Genomic DNA, 15,270 nt, shown 5'->3' on the forward strand with positions numbered 1-15,270 from the left:
CTGCGCTTCACCTTCGCGCGCCATACTCGACGTTTCGATCGAGACGGCGGAGCCATGAAGCGGATCGTCCTCGCCGGTTGCCTGGGCCTGTTGTGCGGCTGCCACGCGCAGGCGTCGATGACGCCGATCGATCTGGCCGCGCCCGCCGCGACGGCACCCGTCACGCTGGAGCGTGTGCACCGCGACGGCGCACCGCAGACGGTCGACGGTTTTACCCTGCAGCGCTTCACCTTCGAGGCGGCCGCTTCGCCGGCATTGACGGTGACGTCAGCCAACGCATGGGCTGCCGGTGACGAACTGCAGGTGCAGGTACAGAACGCGATGCCTTGGGCAGTCACGCTGACCATCGACATCGGCGGGGCGAACCCCGATCAGCACCTGCACGCGCAGGTGGGCTTGCCGGCCGGGCCGCCGCAGACGCTGGTGATCCCGTTGCACGCGACAAGCCCGCGCCAGATGGGCATGCAGGTCGCGCCACCGATGCCGTTCGACGATCACGGCCGCCCCATCCTGCTTGCCACCACGGTGGAAGGTCGGCTCGAACCGCGCACGGTGCACACGCTGCGCTTCGGGGTGCCGGCGCCGCAGGCGGAGCAGACGCTGCTGTTCGGGCGCGTCGAGGCGGTTTCCGGGCAGGCGCTCCAGCGCGCGGCCTATGCCGGCATCGTCGATCGCTACGGTCAGGCTGCGCGCGGCCAGTGGCCGGAGAAGATCACGTCCGACGCCGCCTTGCGTGCCGCGCATGCCAGCGAACGAGTGGCACTCGACAAGGCAAAAATGCGCGTCGGTCAGGACGAGTACGGCGGACGTCTGGACGTCCAAAACCTGACAAAAACCGGTTGGTTCCATACGCAAAAGGTGAATGGACGCTGGCACCTGGTGACACCCACAGGCCATGCGTTCTTCTCGCTGGGCGTCAACGCGGTGGCCGCCGATGGCGGGCGCAGTTATGTCGAAGGCCGCGAATTCATGTTTACCGGGTTGCCGCCCCAGGATGGCGAAGGGGCCGCGTTCTACGGTGCTGGCGACAATCGCAGCGCGGAGCAGGGCGCCAGCCAGGGTATCGGCTACAACCACGGGCGCTGGTTCGATTTCTACGCGGCCAACCTGTATCGCGTCGATGGCACGGGCTGGCTGGCCGCATGGCGTGCGCGCACGCTGGAGCGGTTGCAGGCCTGGGGCTTCAACACTCTGGGCGACTGGAGCGACCCGGTGCTGGGACAGGCGCATCGCCTGCCGTACACGCGATCGATCAACATCGCCGGCGCTTTCGCCAATGTCGCCAGCGGGCTGGATTACTGGGGCCGCATGCCCGATCCGTTCGACCCGCGATTCGCGCAGGCGACCGATGCCGCCGTGATCAAGGCCAGCACCGGCGTGCGCGACGACCCGTGGCTGCTGGGCTATTTCGCCGACAACGAACTGGCCTGGGCCGGCGCGGGTGCGCAGGGGCGCTGGGGTCTGGCGCAGGGCACGCTGGCGGGTGACGTGGCCAGCCCGGCCAAGCGGGCGTTCATCGCCGCGTTGCGCAAGAAATACGTGGCGCCCGAAACACTGGCCAATGCCTGGGGCATCGCGCTGACCTCGTGGAGCACGCTCGACGCCACCGGTTTTGCGGCGCCGCTGCCGAGCGCGGCGCATCCGGCCATCGCCGACGACTATCGCGCGTGGTTGCGGCAGTACGCGGACGCCTATTTCCGCACCGTGGCGGAGGCCATCCACCGGCACGATCCGCACCACCTGTTCCTGGGCGGCCGCTTCGCGGTGAACACGCCGGAAGCGGTGGCGGCCTGCGCCCGCTATTGCGACGTGGTCAGCTTCAACGTCTACGCCGACCTGCCGCAACACGGCTTCGACGCCGCCGCGATGCGTGCGCTGGACAAACCGGTGCTGATCAGCGAATTCCACTTCGGCTCCGACGACCGCGGACCGTTCGGCAAGGGAGTGGTCTCGGTGGCGAGCGAAGCGCAACGCGGCCCGGCCTACGCGCGCTTCCTGGCGGCGGCCGCCGATGATCCACAGATCGTGGGCGCGCACTGGTTCCAGTATCTGGATCAGCCGGTGACCGGTCGCCTGCTCGATGGCGAGAACAGCCACGTGGGGCTGGTCGGCATCACCGACATCCCGTTTGGCGGGTTTGTCGATGCGGTGCGCGAGGCGAATCGGCAGCAGCGGTGAGGGGCGAAACTACGCCAAGCTGGTCGCCACGCCGAAGCTGATCGCCATGATCACCGCCACCGCCATGCAGGCGCTGCCGGGACGGATGCGGCGGGCGTCGATGCGCGGCACCAGCCGCCACAGCAGCACGGTGCCGATCAGCATGTCCAGCACCAGCGCCCAGCGCAGCAATCCGGAGGTCAGCAAGGCGCCATACGGCGGCTGCAAGTGTCCCTCGTAGGCGGCCACGCCCACCACCAGCAGCATGCCGAGCATGGTCCAGACCAGGCAGGCCAGGTAGATGCGGTTGAACACCACGGCGCAGCGTTCGGTCCAGCGCAGCACCGACCAGCCGATGAGCGCGAACACCAGCGCCGCCATGCTGCTGTAGAGCACCCACCACAGCAGGCTGCTGATCACGGTAAGAAAAGTGGTCATGTGATCTGCTTGAACCCCAGTTTGCGCAGCAGCTTGGCCATCAGCCATGCGGGGCCGATCAGCAGGTAGGAAAGATCAGTGAGGAAGCTGGGGCGGCGCCCTTCGTACTGGTGGCCGATGAACTGGCCGATCCACGCCACCACGAACACGGCGATCGCCGCGTAGCACAACATCATGGCGCCCAGCCGGTAATACAGCAGGTTGGTCAACAGCCCCAGCACGGCGAACACCAGCAGCAACCCCAGCGCCAGCCGGTGCGAGCGCTTCCAGTACCAGTAGAACGCCAGCACCATCACCAGCACCGACCACGCGCCCGGCCGCGCGAACGACGCCGGCACGGGGATCGTCCACAACAGCGCGATCACCGACCACACGATCGGCGGCACGCACAGCCAGTGGAAAACCTGGTTGGTGGGGTTCTGGTGATCCCGGCTGTAGCTGTCGAGCCAATCCTGCATGGTGCGCATGGGGATCTCCGGAGCCTGGTTGCCGATCAGTCGAGCCGGATGCCGGCCAGCTTGTGCAGCGCCTCGCCGTATTTCGCGGCGGTGCGGGCGATCACCTCGTCGGGGATCACCGGGCCGGGCGCGGTCTTGTTCCAGTCCTGCGTTTCCAGCCAGTCACGCACGAACTGTTTGTCGTAGCTGGGCGGGCTGATGCCCACGCGGTATTCGTCGGCGGGCCAGAAGCGCGAGGAGTCGGGCGTCAGCATCTCGTCCATCACGTACAGCTTGCCGTTGGCATCGGTGCCGAATTCCAGCTTGGTGTCGGCGATGATGATGCCGCGCTCGGCCGCATAGGCCGCCGCCCAGCGGTAGATCGCCAGCGTGGCATCGCGCACCTTGCCGGCCAGCTCGGCGCCCACCGCGTCCACCATCACTTCGTAGCTGACGTTCTGGTCGTGGTCGCCCACGGCGGCCTTGGTCGACGGGGTGAAGATCGGTTCGGGCAGTTGCTGTGCCTGCTGCAGTCCGGCCGGCAAGGTGATGCCGCACAGCGCGCCCGTGGCGCGGTAATCCTTCCAGCCGGAGCCGATCAGGTAGCCGCGGGCGATCGCCTCCACCGGCACCGGCTTCAGCCGCCGCGTCACCACCGCGCGCTTTTCGTACAGCGCCAGGTCGGTGCCGGCCGGCAGTACCTCGGCCAGCGGCACGTCGAGCAGGTGGTTGGGTACCAGGTGCGCGGTCTTGGCGAACCAGAAGTTGGAGATCTGGGTCAGCATCTCGCCCTTGCCCGGGATCGGGTTGGGCAGCACCACGTCGAAGGCCGAGAGCCGGTCGGTCGCCACCATCAGCAAGCGGTCGTCGGACAGCGCGTAGACGTCGCGCACCTTGCCACGGTGAATCAATTCCAGGCCGGGCAGGTTCGATTGCAGCAAGGTGGTGGGCACGACGGCGGTTCCGCTGGGGGAGAGACGCCCATTCTAACGGCTGCGGCCGGGTGGCCGGAAATGTGGCATCGGCGCACACGGCGTCCGGTCCGCGCGGCGGGTTGCGGGTGCACTGCTAGAATTGTCGACCTTTAGCCCCATGTGTTGCCGATGCGAATTTCATTGCTCGCGGGACTGTGCCTTGTCGCCGCTTCCACGCTTTGCGCCCAGACCGTGCCGCGCCCCGCGCGGCTGGGCTTGTGCGCGGCCTGCCACGGCGCCAATGGCGAAGCCACCATGCCCGGTGCGCCGAACCTGGCCGGCCAGCGGCTCGACTACCTGCGCGACGCGCTGGCGCAGTATCGCGACGGTCGCCGCGACGTACCGGTGATGCGCACCGCCATCGGCGCCGTCAGCGCCGCCGACCTCGACGCGCTGGCGCGCTGGTACAGCACACAGTCGCCCAAGCAGGCGCAGCCATGAGTTACTCGTATACCTTGTGGTTCACGTTCTTCGGCCTGCTGATCGGGCACGGCGCCGGCGCGATCACCGGCGCCATCATCGGCTTCATCTTCGACAACCTGCGCCACAGCCAACGCAAGCGCGCCACGCCGGAGGCGGGTGGTTTCGTGGGTCCGCTGTTCACCCTGCTGGGCGCGGTGGCGAAATCCGATGGCCGCGTGTCGGAGGCGGAAATCGCCATCGCCGAGCGCCTGATGAGCCGCATGGGCCTGGGCGCCGAGCAGCGCAAGCAGGCGGCCACCAGCTTCAACGTGGGAAAGCAGCCGGAGTTCGACGTCACCCACACCATCAACGAGTTGCGCCAGTGGGTGGGCATGCGCCGCGACCACGCGTTCCCGGTGCTGGATGTGGTGATCGAGACCGTGCTGGCCGAAGGCAACCCGCCGCCGGAGAAAATGGCCATCCTGCGCCAGCTGGCGTTCGCGCTGCGCATCAGCGACATGGAGCTGATGGCGCTGATGGCGATGAAAGGCTACGCCTGGAACGCCGGCCCCGGCCGCCGCGGCCATGGCCCGGGTGCGGGCGGCTACGTGCCGCCGCAACGCTCCAGCCAGGGCCCCGACCCGTATACCGTGTTGGGCGTCGACCGCAACGCCGACGATCGCGCGATCAAGCGCGCCTACCGCAAGCTGATTTCCGAACACCATCCCGACCGCCTGGGTGACCTGCCCGACGACATGCGCAAGCGCGCCGAGTCGCGCGCCAGCGAGATCAACGCGGCGTACGACCGGATCAAGGAAGCGCGCGGGTTCAAGTGACGGGAATGGGGAATAGGGAATCGGTTTAGGCGCTTGGCCGTGACGTGCCGGCTGGATACATCGGTTTCAGAGCATCATGATTACCGTATTCCTCACGGACCTCGTGAACTTCCCATTCCCGATTCCCCATTCCCGATTCCCGGCCCCCAAATGACCAAGCAAGCCCCGATCATCGCCCCCTCCATCCTCGCCGCCGATTTCGCGCGCCTGGGCGAGGACACCGCCGCCGCGCTGGCGGCCGGTGCGGATTGGGTGCATTTCGACGTGATGGACAACCATTACGTGCCCAACCTCACCATGGGGCCGATGGTGCTGGGCGCGCTGCGCAAGTACGGCATCACCGCACCGATCGACGTGCACCTGATGGTCAAGCCGGTGGACCGCATCGTGCCGGACTTCGCCAAGGCCGGTGCCAGCCTGATCAGCTTCCACCCCGAAGCCAGCGAGCACATCGATCGCACGCTGGGGCTGATCAGGGATTCGGGCTGCCAGGCCGGCCTGGTGTTCAACCCGGCCACGCCGCTGGACCATCTCGATTACGTGATGGACAAGCTCGACATGATCCTCATCATGTCGGTCAACCCGGGCTTCGGCGGGCAGAAATTCATCCCCACCGCGCTGGAGAAACTGCGCCAGGTGCGCCAGCGCATCGACGCCAGCGGCCACGCGATCCGGCTGGAGATCGACGGCGGCGTCACGGCGCAGAATATCGGGGCCATCGCGGCCGCTGGCGCCGACACCTTCGTGGCCGGCTCGGCGATCTTCCACGCCGACGATTACCGCGCCGAGATCGCCGCGATGCGCGAAGCCATCGCCCAGGCTCGCTGAGCCCCGAGCCGCCGAGCCACGCATAAAAATCCCGGCCAGCAGGGACTGGCCGGGAGAAACGTCATCGTCGACGTGTGAGTCACCACTCGATTGACCCGCCGACCGGTGCCGCCGCTGCAGAGAGGGATCAGCGACGACCTCGGTGTCCACGGCAATGGCATGACGAAGCCAATCCCCTGTTCTGACCCGGGCAAACCGGGTTGGTTCCCGAGCCAACACGGCGGATTTGTTCAGGTTTCCGCCGCTGGCGCATTCGTGTCGCCGTCAGTACGCGCCCAGCAGGAAGCCCAGCAGCAACGCGCCGAGGGCCAGCGTGACGCGCAAGGGTTCGAAGCTGCGCAGCTCGGCGTTGGGGTCCACGTTCAATCGATCGGAAGCAGGCATGGCGTTCACGGGGTTGGGGGTACACGACGAATTTGAACGGTTCGTGGGGTGGGATTACTGTCCGAAGCAGGCAATTCGGCGGCAGATTTCTGGCGATACCGGGGCACCGGCGTTGCCGGGCCCTCGGCGCACATCGAAGGAGGTGGCGGTCATGGATTTCAAGAGCTTGGGTGGAGCGATTCTCGCCGGGGCACTGGGCCTTGCCTCATGCGCGAGCGCCGCCAGCATCGACCAGCAAAAATCTGCCCCGACAACCGGCGGCACCGGTTCGGCGAGCCTGTTTGAAATCGACCGGACGGTCGATGACCTGAGCAAGGTCTATTGCCCGCAGGGCCTGGAGCACTTCCTGCCGGGCAGCTACTACTACTGCGTAGGGGTTCGCGACCTGGCCAAGGGAAATTATCCCCGCAGCAGGAGGATGCTGCGGATTGCAGCCGGCTGGGGCAACAAGTCGGCGCAGTTCCTGCTGGGCATCGGCTACTTCAAGGGCGACACCGGCCGGCTCGACCGCCCGCTCGGGCTGGCCTGGATGGGCCTGGCGGCGGAACGCAAGGACCCGAACTACAGCGCGATCTTCGCCTCGGCGTGGCAACAGGCCACGCCGCAAGAGCGGACACGGGCGCAGGCCCTGTGGCAATCGATGCTGCCCACGTATGAGGATGCGCACGCGGCGCGGCGCGCGGAAATGCGTTTCGAGCATGAGCGCGATGCCCTGGTGGCGCGGTCCAGCGCGGGTCAGCAGGTCTGCATCGCCGGCTTGAACGTGTCCCACATCGGTACGGTCGTGCCCGAATACCAGGCCAACAACAACATGTCCGCCTGCGGCGGGGCCGACATGCCGGTGGAGCTCGTGGCGAAGAAGCTGGATGTGTACGCCGAGCAGTTGTTCGACGGTTGGGCCGGGCATGTCAGTGTCGGCGCGCTGAAGGCGGTCGAAGGTCCCTCGAAGTAGGCACTGGCAAGGCAATCCCGGGTGTTGCCCATGGCAAAACGCGGGCGTCGCGCCGCCGCGCCTTGCGTGGCGGCAGCGCGCATAGCACGCTGCACGCTCCACACGGGAGCCAGCCATGGGTCGCAGCATTGCCATCGTCGAGGACGAGCCGTCCATTCGCGCCAATTACGTCGAGGCGTTGAACCGTTTCGGCTACGACGCCCGCGGTTATGCCTCGCGCCAGGAGGCCTCCAGCGCATTCGCGATGCGGCTGCCGGAGTTGGTGATCATCGATATCGGCCTGGGCGACGAGCCGGAAGGCGGCTTCGACCTGTGCCGCGAGTTGCGGGCGAAGTCGGCCACCTTGCCGCTGATTTTCCTCACCGCGCGCGATTCGGATTTCGACGTGATCTCCGGCCTGCGCCTGGGCGCCGACGACTATCTCAGCAAGGACACCAGCCTGCATCAGCTGGCCGCACGCATCGCGGCGCTGTTCCGGCGCATCGCGTCGTTGCAGGCGCCGGCGTCCAGCGAGACGGTGATCGAGCATGGGCCGCTGAAGCTGGAATCCGAGCGCATGCGCATTACCTGGAACGATGCCGAGGTGCCGCTGACCGTCACCGAATTCTGGATGGTGCACACGCTGATCCGCTTCCCCGGCCACGTGAAAAACCGCGACCAGTTGATGCGCGAGGCGGAACTGGTGGTGGACGACGCCACCATCACCTCGCACATCAAGCGCATCCGCAAGAAATTCCTCGCGGTGGCGCCGGAGTTCGATGCGATCGAAACCGTGCACGGCGTGGGTTACCGGTGGAAGCCGTGATGCCACGCATGTGGATGGTGCTGGCGCTGCTGTTCTTTGTGGGCACGGCTGCGGCCGCTACGCCGGCGAATGACACGCTGGCGCACGGTGCCCGCGATGGCGCGGCGCCGGCGTGGTCGATCGCCGTGGCCACACCGGCGGACTGGACCCGCGACTGCTGCCTGTACGCCCGCGCGATCGGCGTCGATGCCGTGCTCTACCAGGGCGAATGGACCGGCAAGCCACAGCGCGTGATGGTGCTCAATGTGTGGCCGCAGAAACTGCCCACGATGGCGGCGGAAATCGAGGCCGACCACAAGCGCTACCTGCAGCTCGATCCCGCCGGCAAGGTGTCCAGCTTCGCCGTGCGGCACCGGACCATGAGCTGCGAGGCTACGGTTTATCAGGGCAGCGACCACATCGACGATGTGCTGGTGTTCTGCGACCCGGGCAAGGCCAGCGGGGTTCGTCTCAGCTGGTCGATGACGGTGAACGACAACGACCCGCAGCGGCGCGCCCTGCTCGATGATTTCATGCGGGTGGTGGTGGCCACCCGCTATCACCGTGACCACGAAGCGCACATACCGGCGCATGCGGCTGGCCCGCGTGGTGGCTGAACGGTCATGCCGTTGATGCGGGCCGCTGGCGCATGACGCTGCGCCGCAAACTGCTGCTGGTGGCGTTGTGCACGCTGGCCTTGCCGGTGGCCGGCTGGCAGTACGCGCGGCAGATGGAATCGCTGCTGCGCGAAGGCCAGGCGCAAGCCTTGCTGGCCTCGGCGCGGGCGGTGGCGCGCAGCCTGGCGGTCACCGGCGCGGTGCAGGCGCAAGGCGACGCGGGCTGGTACGTGCAGACCGCGGTCAACCCGATCACCGTGGACGGTTACGCCGACGACTGGGCGCCGCTGACGCCGTGGCGTCAGCCGCTCAATCCGGGTCGCGGGACCGACGGCAGTCTGTTGCTGGCGCGCGATGGTGACGGCTTGTACCTGTACGCGCAGGTCAGCGACACCCAACGCACGCGCGCCGACGCAGGCGACGCGAACGCGCTGGCCGCCGATCACCTGATCCTCGCGCTGGCCAACGACGCCGGGCAACAACGCTATCTGCTGGCCAGTGCGGCGCCGGGTGCCGTCGTGGCCCAACTGCTCGATCCGCCGGTACCCGGGTTGCCCGACCAGCTTGCGGCGCAATGGCAGGAGGACGGCAGCGGCTTCCGGGTGGAACTGCGCCTGCCGGCCACGCTGCCGTTGCGCGGCTTGGGCGTGGGTGCCTACGTCGCCGCCACCGGTGGCGACCGCATGGCGGCCCCGGTGCGACCGTTGCTGGGCTACTCGGAGGCGCTGTCGGCCGAACTGGCGCAGTTGGCGCCGGACCGCGTGCAGGCACGCGTGTTGGCACCGGGCGGCTGGTTGCTGGCACGCAGCGGTGGGCTGAATACCCGCCCCGGCGTGGATGCCCAGCCCGGCTGGTTCGCCTCGCTGGTCTATCGCTCGCTGCTGGCAGCGCGGCTGGAAGATGCGGATCTGTGGTCGCAGGACGTGCCGCGGCTGGCAACCGGTGAAGTGGCCACCGCGGCCTCGGGCCATCCCGCCAGCGTGTGGCGCGCCGGTGAGGAGCGCGGCAGCGTGGTGCTGTCGGCGGCCGTGCCGATCGTTCGCGATGGCCGGATCGACGGCGTGCTGCTGCTGGAACAGGCCAGCCGCGCGGTGCCGCTGCTGGCCAATCGCGCGCTGCTGGGCCTGCTGCTGACCAGTGTCGGCGTGCTGCTGCTGGCGGGCGCGATCCTGCTGGCCTTCGCCACCCGCCTCAGCGTGCGCCTGGCTCGCTTGCGCAATGCGGCCGAACGGGCGCAGTTGAACGATGGACAGCTGGACGGCCAAACCCAGCGCATCACCTTCCCGATGAGCGACGCGCGCGACGAGATCGGCGACCTGGCCCGCAGCTTCGAGAAGCTGTTCGACGTGGTGGGTGGCTACACCGATTACCTGCGCACGTTGGCGTCGAAGCTGTCGCACGAGTTGAACACGCCGCTGGCCATCGTGAAGTCCTCGCTGGACAACCTCGAACATGCCCAGCTCCCCGCCGAGGCGCAGCCATACCTTGCCCGCGCCCGCGACGGTGCCGCCCGGCTGGGCGCGCTGGTGCGTGCGATGGGCGAGGCCAGCCGCATGGAACGCGCGATTACCGCCGCCGAGGCGGAGGATGTGGACCTGCGCGATGTAGTGCGCGGTTGCGCCGATGCCTACCGCGCGCTGGCCGGCACGCGCCGCCTCGACTGCGTGCTGCCGGAGGCACCGCTGCCCATGCACTGCGCGCCCGAGCTGATCGCCCAGGCACTGGACAAGCTGTTCGACAACGCGCTGTCGTTCACCCCGGAAGATGGCTGGTTGCGGCTCAGCCTGCGCCCGCTCGACGACGGCGCCGAGATCGAGCTGGCCAACCAGGGCGCGCCGTTGCCGGCGGCGATGCAGGGCCGTCTGTTCGACTCGCTGGTGAGCCTGCGCGACAAGGCCGTCCCCGGCGACGCGCCGCATCTCGGTCTGGGCCTGTACGTGGTGCGGCTGGTGGCCGAGCGCCACGGCGGCAGCGCCAGCGCGCGCAATCTCGACGACGGCAGCGGCGTGGCCTTCAGCCTGCGGCTGCGGCACATGCCGCGGCAGCGGCTGGCTTGAGATCGCTCTGCCCCTCCCCCTGTGCGCAGGGGGAGGTTGGGAGGGGGTGCTCGGGGCTGGCGAGAAGATCAAGAGCGAACCCCTCCCCAGCCCTCCCCTGCATTGCAGGGGAGGGGGCAAAGCGCCCGATTCGCGGGATGTTTGCGACTGCCCCTACAATGGCCGTTCCCCGTTTGGCCATCCGGATCATCCACGTGATTTCCCGAGACGAGTTCGACGCGCTGGCTGCCCAAGGGCATACGCGCATACCGCTGGTGCGCGAGGTGTTTTCCGACCTCGACACGCCGCTGTCGGTGTACCTGAAACTGGCCGACGGCCCGTACACCTTCCTGTTCGAATCGGTCGAGGGCGGCGCCACCTGGGGACGCTATTCGATCATCGGCCTGCCGGCGAAACGCGTGTACCGCCTGCGCGGCCACGAGCTGGAAGTGGAGGATTCGGGTGAGGTCACCGAACGCCGCCACCTCGATGACCCGCTGGGCGAGATCGAGAAACTGCGCGCGCAGTACGACGTGCCGCGGCTGCCGCAGCTGCCCGCGTTCTCCGGTGGCCTGGTCGGCTATTTCGGCTTCGAGACGATCGGCTACATCGAGCCCCGGCTCGCCCGGTGGGACCGCGCCGACGAGCTGGGCACGCCCGACGTGCTGCTGATGCTGGCCGAGGAAGTGGCCGTGTTCGACAACCTCAAGGGCCGGCTGTACCTGATCGTGCACGCCGATCCATCGCAGCCGCAGGCCTATGCCGAGGCGCAGCGCCGGCTCGACGCGCTGGTCTACCGGCTGCGTCAGGGCGGCGCCTCGTACCCGCAGTTGGCGCAGTCGGTGGCGCTGGACGAGGGCGATTTCAAATCCTCGTTCACCCGCGAGGAGTTCGAGGCGATGGTGGAGAAGGCGAAGGAATACATCCGCGCCGGCGACATCTTCCAGGTGGTGCCGTCGCAGCGGCTCAGCATCGGTTTCAATGCGCGGCCGGTGGACGTCTATCGCGCGCTGCGTGCATTGAATCCCTCGCCGTACATGTATTTCGTGGACCTGGGCGCCACCCAGATCGTCGGCTCCTCGCCGGAGATCCTGGCCCGGCTGAAGGACGGCAAGGTGCTGGTGCGCCCGCTGGCCGGCACGCGCAAGCGCGGCGCCACCGAGGAGGAGGACCAGGCGCTGGAAGCCGAGCTGCTGGCCGACCCGAAGGAGCGCGCCGAGCACGTGATGCTGATCGACCTGGGCCGCAACGACATCGGCCGCATCAGCGAAACCGGCAGCGTGGAAGTCAGCGACTCGTTCGCGATCGAGCGCTACTCGCACGTGATGCACATCGTGTCGCAGGTGCAGGGCACCGCGCGCGCCGGCCTCAGCTACATGGACGTGCTGAAAGCCACGTTCCCCGCCGGCACGCTCAGCGGCGCGCCGAAGATCCGCGCGCTGGAAATCATCCAGGAGCTGGAGCCGTACAAGCGCAACATCTACGCCGGCGCGATCGGCTGGATCGGCTGGTGGGGCGACGCCGACACCGCCATCGCCATCCGTACCGCGGTGATCCAGGATGGCCGCCTGCACGTGCAAGCCGGTGCCGGTATCGTCTACGACTCCGACCCCGCCGCCGAGTGGGAGGAGACGATGAACAAGGGCCGCGCGCTGTTCCGCGCCGTGGCGCAGGCGGCCAAGGGTCTGTAAGGCCACATATCGAACGCGAAACATGGCAGTCACTGACTGCGGAAACCATCGAAGGGGAGCCAAGCATGCGTATCTGGACAGGAATCTCGGCCGTCGTCGCATTGGCGGCACTGGCTCCACTCACGGTGGCGGCACAAGCGGCACCTGCCGCCAGCCAGACCGCCACCGACGCGGCCACCGCGAAGGCCGAGGCGCTGGTGGCGCGGATGACGCTGGCCGAAAAACTGCCGCAGCTGCTCAACGTGGCGCCGGCCATCCCGCGGCTGGGCATCCCGCGCTACAACTGGTGGACCGAATCGCTGCACGGCGCGCTGGGCACGTTGCCCACCACCAACTTCCCCGAGCCGATCGGGCTGGGCGCCAGCTTCGATGCGCCGCTGGTCAAGCGCGTTGCCGCGGCGATCAGCACCGAAGTGCGCGGGCTGCACACGCTGGCGCGCCAGACGGGGCGACTGGGCCGCATCGGCACCGGGCTCGACACCTGGTCGCCCAACCTCAACATCTTCCGCGACCCCCGCTGGGGCCGCGGCCAGGAAACCTATGGCGAGGACCCGTTCCTCACCGCGCGCATGGGCGTCGCCTTCGTCGAAGGCATGCAGGGGCCCAATCCGGATCGGCCGGAGGTCATCGCCACGCCCAAGCATTTCGCCGTGCACAACGGGCCCGAGTCGACCCGCCACGAGGCCAACGTCTTCGTGTCGAAACACGACCTGGTCGACACCTACCTGCCGGCCTTCCGCGCGGCGATCACCGAGGCCAAGGCCGGCTCGATCATGTGCGCCTACAACCGCATCGACGGCCAGCCCGCCTGCGCCAACGACATGCTGTTGAAGCATTACCTGCGCGGCGCGTGGGGTTTCACCGGCTACGTGGTGTCCGACTGCGATGCGGTGAAGGACATCAGCGACCACCATCATTACGCGCCCGATGGCGCCACCGCCGTCGCCGCCGCGGTGCGGGCGGGGGTCGACAACGAATGCAACGGCGCGACCTTGTCCGATACCGCGGGGCTGGAGGATCGCTACAGCGAGGCGCTGCAGCGTGACCTGATCTCGGTGGCCGACATCGACCGCGCGCTGGTGCGCCTGTTCGCGGCGCGCTACCGCGTGGGCGACCTGGCCGGCCTGCCCGGCACGGCGCCGGCGGTGCCGCCGTCGGCCATCGGCAGCGCGGCGAACAGCCAGCTGGCGCTGGATGCCGCGCAAAAGACCCTGGTGCTGCTGAAGAACGACGGCGTGCTGCCGCTCAAGACCGGCGTGAAGGTGGCCGTGATCGGCCCGCTGGGCGACGCCACGCGCGTGCTGCGCGGCAACTATTCGTCGCCGCTCAGCGGCACGCCGATCTCGGTGCTGGACGGCCTGCGGCAGGTGCTGGCCGCGGGCCAGGTCACCCTGGTGCCGTTCGGGCCGTCGATCACCGATGGTGACCGCGTGCCCACCGCCGTGCTGCAAACGCCCGATGGCAAGCCCGGGCTGCTGGCGCGCTACTACAACCCGGTGACGCCGCCGCCGGCCAAGTTCGACGCCGCCGACATGGCCAAGCAACTCGCCGCCATCCGTTACCAGGCCAAGCCGGTGGTCAGCCGCATCGAGCCCGACGTGGGCCAGCGCGATCTCGACCTGGCCAAGGTCAACCACCATCACCGCACCGTGTGGACCGGCTTCCTGGTGCCCACGGAAAGCGGTACCTACCGGCTCGGCCTGTCCGGCTCACTCGGCACCATGACGTTCGACGGCGCGGCCTTCATCGATCGCACCAAGTCGCGCTGGAACGATCTGGCGACGATGAAGACGGTGACGCTGGAGCGCGGCCACCGTTATCCCGTCACCGTCGATGCGACTGGTGGCGTCGACCTGGCGTGGAAGCGCATCTCCACTACGCCGGAAGCCGATCTCGATCGCGCCGCGGCGCAGGCCGACGTGCTGGTGGCCGTGGTCGGCCTCACCTCCGACCTCGAGGCCGAGGAAACCGGCGTCACCGTGCCCGGCTTCGCCGGCGGCGACAAGACCACGCTGGACCTGCCGGCCGACCAGATCGCCATGCTCAAGCAGGCCAAGGCCACCGGCAAACCGTTGGTCGTGGTGGCCATGAACGGCAGCCCGATCGACCTGGCGTGGAGCAAGCAGAACGCCGCGGCGATTCTCGAAGCGTGGTATCCGGGCCAGTCCGGCGGCCTGGCCGTCGCCAACGTGCTCAGCGGCAAGACCGATCCGGGCGGGCGCCTGCCGCTGACCTTCTACCGCAGCGTGGCCGACTTGCCGCCGTTCGGCGATTACCGCATGGAAGGCCGTACCTACCGCTACTTCAAGGGCGAGCCGGTCTATCCGTTCGGCTTCGGCCTCAGCTACACCGAGTTCACCTACGGGCCACTCAACGTGACGCCAGCAGCCGGTGGCGCCGCCAACGGCCTGCACGTGTCCACCGTGGTGACCAACGCCGGCCAGCGCGAAGGTGGCGACGTGGCACAGCTCTACCTGCGTTTCCCGGCGATCCCGGGTGCGCCGCAGGTGGCGTTGCGCGGCTTCCAGCGCGTGGCGTTGAAACCCGGCGAAACGCGCACCGTCAGCTTCGACCTCTCGCCACGCGACCTCAGCGCGGTCACCGCCGACGGCCAGCGCGAGGTGATGCAGGGCGATTACACCGTCAGCGTGGGTTCGGGCCAGCCCGATACCGGCGTGGCGACGCGCGAGGCGCGTTTCTCGGTGGATCGGGCGATTGTGATGCCCGACTGACA

General features: G+C 68.3%; 13 protein-coding genes. 10 read left to right on the forward strand and 3 right to left on the reverse strand.

Annotated elements, in window-relative coordinates; translation table 11 throughout:
* Positions 1–54: 54 nt before the first annotated feature.
* A complete protein-coding gene (locus tag ASD22_RS13720) occupies positions 55–2,178 on the forward strand; it encodes a hypothetical protein (RefSeq protein ID WP_056084740.1) in 2,124 nt (707 codons plus the stop codon).
* A gap of 9 nt (positions 2,179–2,187) precedes the next feature.
* On the opposite strand, the gene ASD22_RS13725 is transcribed toward ASD22_RS13720, so the two are convergent.
* Genes ASD22_RS13725 through ASD22_RS13735 form a run of 3 tightly spaced genes read right to left on the reverse strand, consistent with a single transcriptional unit; the run spans position 2,188 to position 3,985 of the window.
* Positions 2,188–2,595, reverse strand: a complete 408-nt coding sequence (locus ASD22_RS13725; RefSeq protein ID WP_056084744.1) for a hypothetical protein — start codon at positions 2,593–2,595, stop codon at positions 2,188–2,190.
* Positions 2,592–3,062, reverse strand: a complete 471-nt coding sequence (locus tag ASD22_RS13730) for an Mpo1-like protein (RefSeq protein ID WP_056084748.1) — start codon at positions 3,060–3,062, stop codon at positions 2,592–2,594. The genes ASD22_RS13725 and ASD22_RS13730 overlap by 4 nt, the downstream gene beginning before the upstream one ends.
* Before the next feature lie 26 nt (positions 3,063–3,088).
* On the reverse strand, positions 3,089–3,985 hold the full coding sequence (locus tag ASD22_RS13735; RefSeq protein ID WP_056084751.1) for a phosphoribosylaminoimidazolesuccinocarboxamide synthase: 897 nt from the start codon (positions 3,983–3,985) through the stop codon (positions 3,089–3,091).
* Positions 3,986–4,135: 150 nt separating this feature from the next.
* Between ASD22_RS13735 and ASD22_RS13740 the strand changes: the two genes are divergently transcribed.
* From ASD22_RS13740 to ASD22_RS13780, 9 genes are all read left to right on the forward strand, one after another.
* Positions 4,136–4,447, forward strand: a complete 312-nt coding sequence (locus ASD22_RS13740; protein WP_056084754.1) for a c-type cytochrome — start codon at positions 4,136–4,138, stop codon at positions 4,445–4,447.
* Positions 4,444–5,244: a co-chaperone DjlA gene (djlA, locus tag ASD22_RS13745; protein ID WP_056084757.1), complete on the forward strand. Its 801-nt coding sequence runs from the start codon at positions 4,444–4,446 to the stop codon at positions 5,242–5,244. The genes ASD22_RS13740 and djlA overlap by 4 nt, the downstream gene beginning before the upstream one ends.
* 150 nt (positions 5,245–5,394) lie before the next feature.
* Positions 5,395–6,072, forward strand: coding sequence for a ribulose-phosphate 3-epimerase (gene rpe, locus ASD22_RS13750; RefSeq protein WP_056084758.1), 678 nt, complete (start codon positions 5,395–5,397; stop codon positions 6,070–6,072).
* A 535-nt stretch (positions 6,073–6,607) separates the two neighbouring features.
* On the forward strand, positions 6,608–7,408 hold the full coding sequence (locus ASD22_RS13755) for a hypothetical protein (protein ID WP_056084761.1): 801 nt from the start codon (positions 6,608–6,610) through the stop codon (positions 7,406–7,408).
* Positions 7,409–7,523: 115 nt separating this feature from the next.
* On the forward strand, positions 7,524–8,213 hold the full coding sequence (gene pdsR / locus ASD22_RS13760) for a proteobacterial dedicated sortase system response regulator (RefSeq protein ID WP_056084764.1): 690 nt from the start codon (positions 7,524–7,526) through the stop codon (positions 8,211–8,213).
* A gap of 8 nt (positions 8,214–8,221) precedes the next feature.
* On the forward strand, positions 8,222–8,809 hold the full coding sequence (locus ASD22_RS13765) for a hypothetical protein (protein WP_235577655.1): 588 nt from the start codon (positions 8,222–8,224) through the stop codon (positions 8,807–8,809).
* A gap of 32 nt (positions 8,810–8,841) precedes the next feature.
* Complete coding sequence (locus ASD22_RS13770; protein ID WP_056084767.1) at positions 8,842–10,866, forward strand: ATP-binding protein; 2,025 nt, start codon at positions 8,842–8,844, stop codon at positions 10,864–10,866.
* Between the two features lie 194 nt (positions 10,867–11,060).
* Positions 11,061–12,536: an anthranilate synthase component I gene (gene trpE / locus ASD22_RS13775; protein ID WP_056085166.1), complete on the forward strand. Its 1,476-nt coding sequence runs from the start codon at positions 11,061–11,063 to the stop codon at positions 12,534–12,536.
* A 65-nt stretch (positions 12,537–12,601) separates the two neighbouring features.
* Positions 12,602–15,268 carry a glycoside hydrolase family 3 C-terminal domain-containing protein gene (locus ASD22_RS13780; protein ID WP_056084770.1) on the forward strand — a complete coding sequence of 889 codons (2,667 nt, stop codon included), beginning with the start codon at positions 12,602–12,604 and terminating at the stop codon, positions 15,266–15,268.
* Positions 15,269–15,270: the final 2 nt, after the last annotated feature.

Origin of the sequence: Rhodanobacter sp. Root480, from assembly GCF_001426645.1 — a bacterium.
Taxonomy (GTDB): Bacteria; Pseudomonadota; Gammaproteobacteria; order Xanthomonadales; family Rhodanobacteraceae; genus Rhodanobacter; species Rhodanobacter ginsenosidimutans.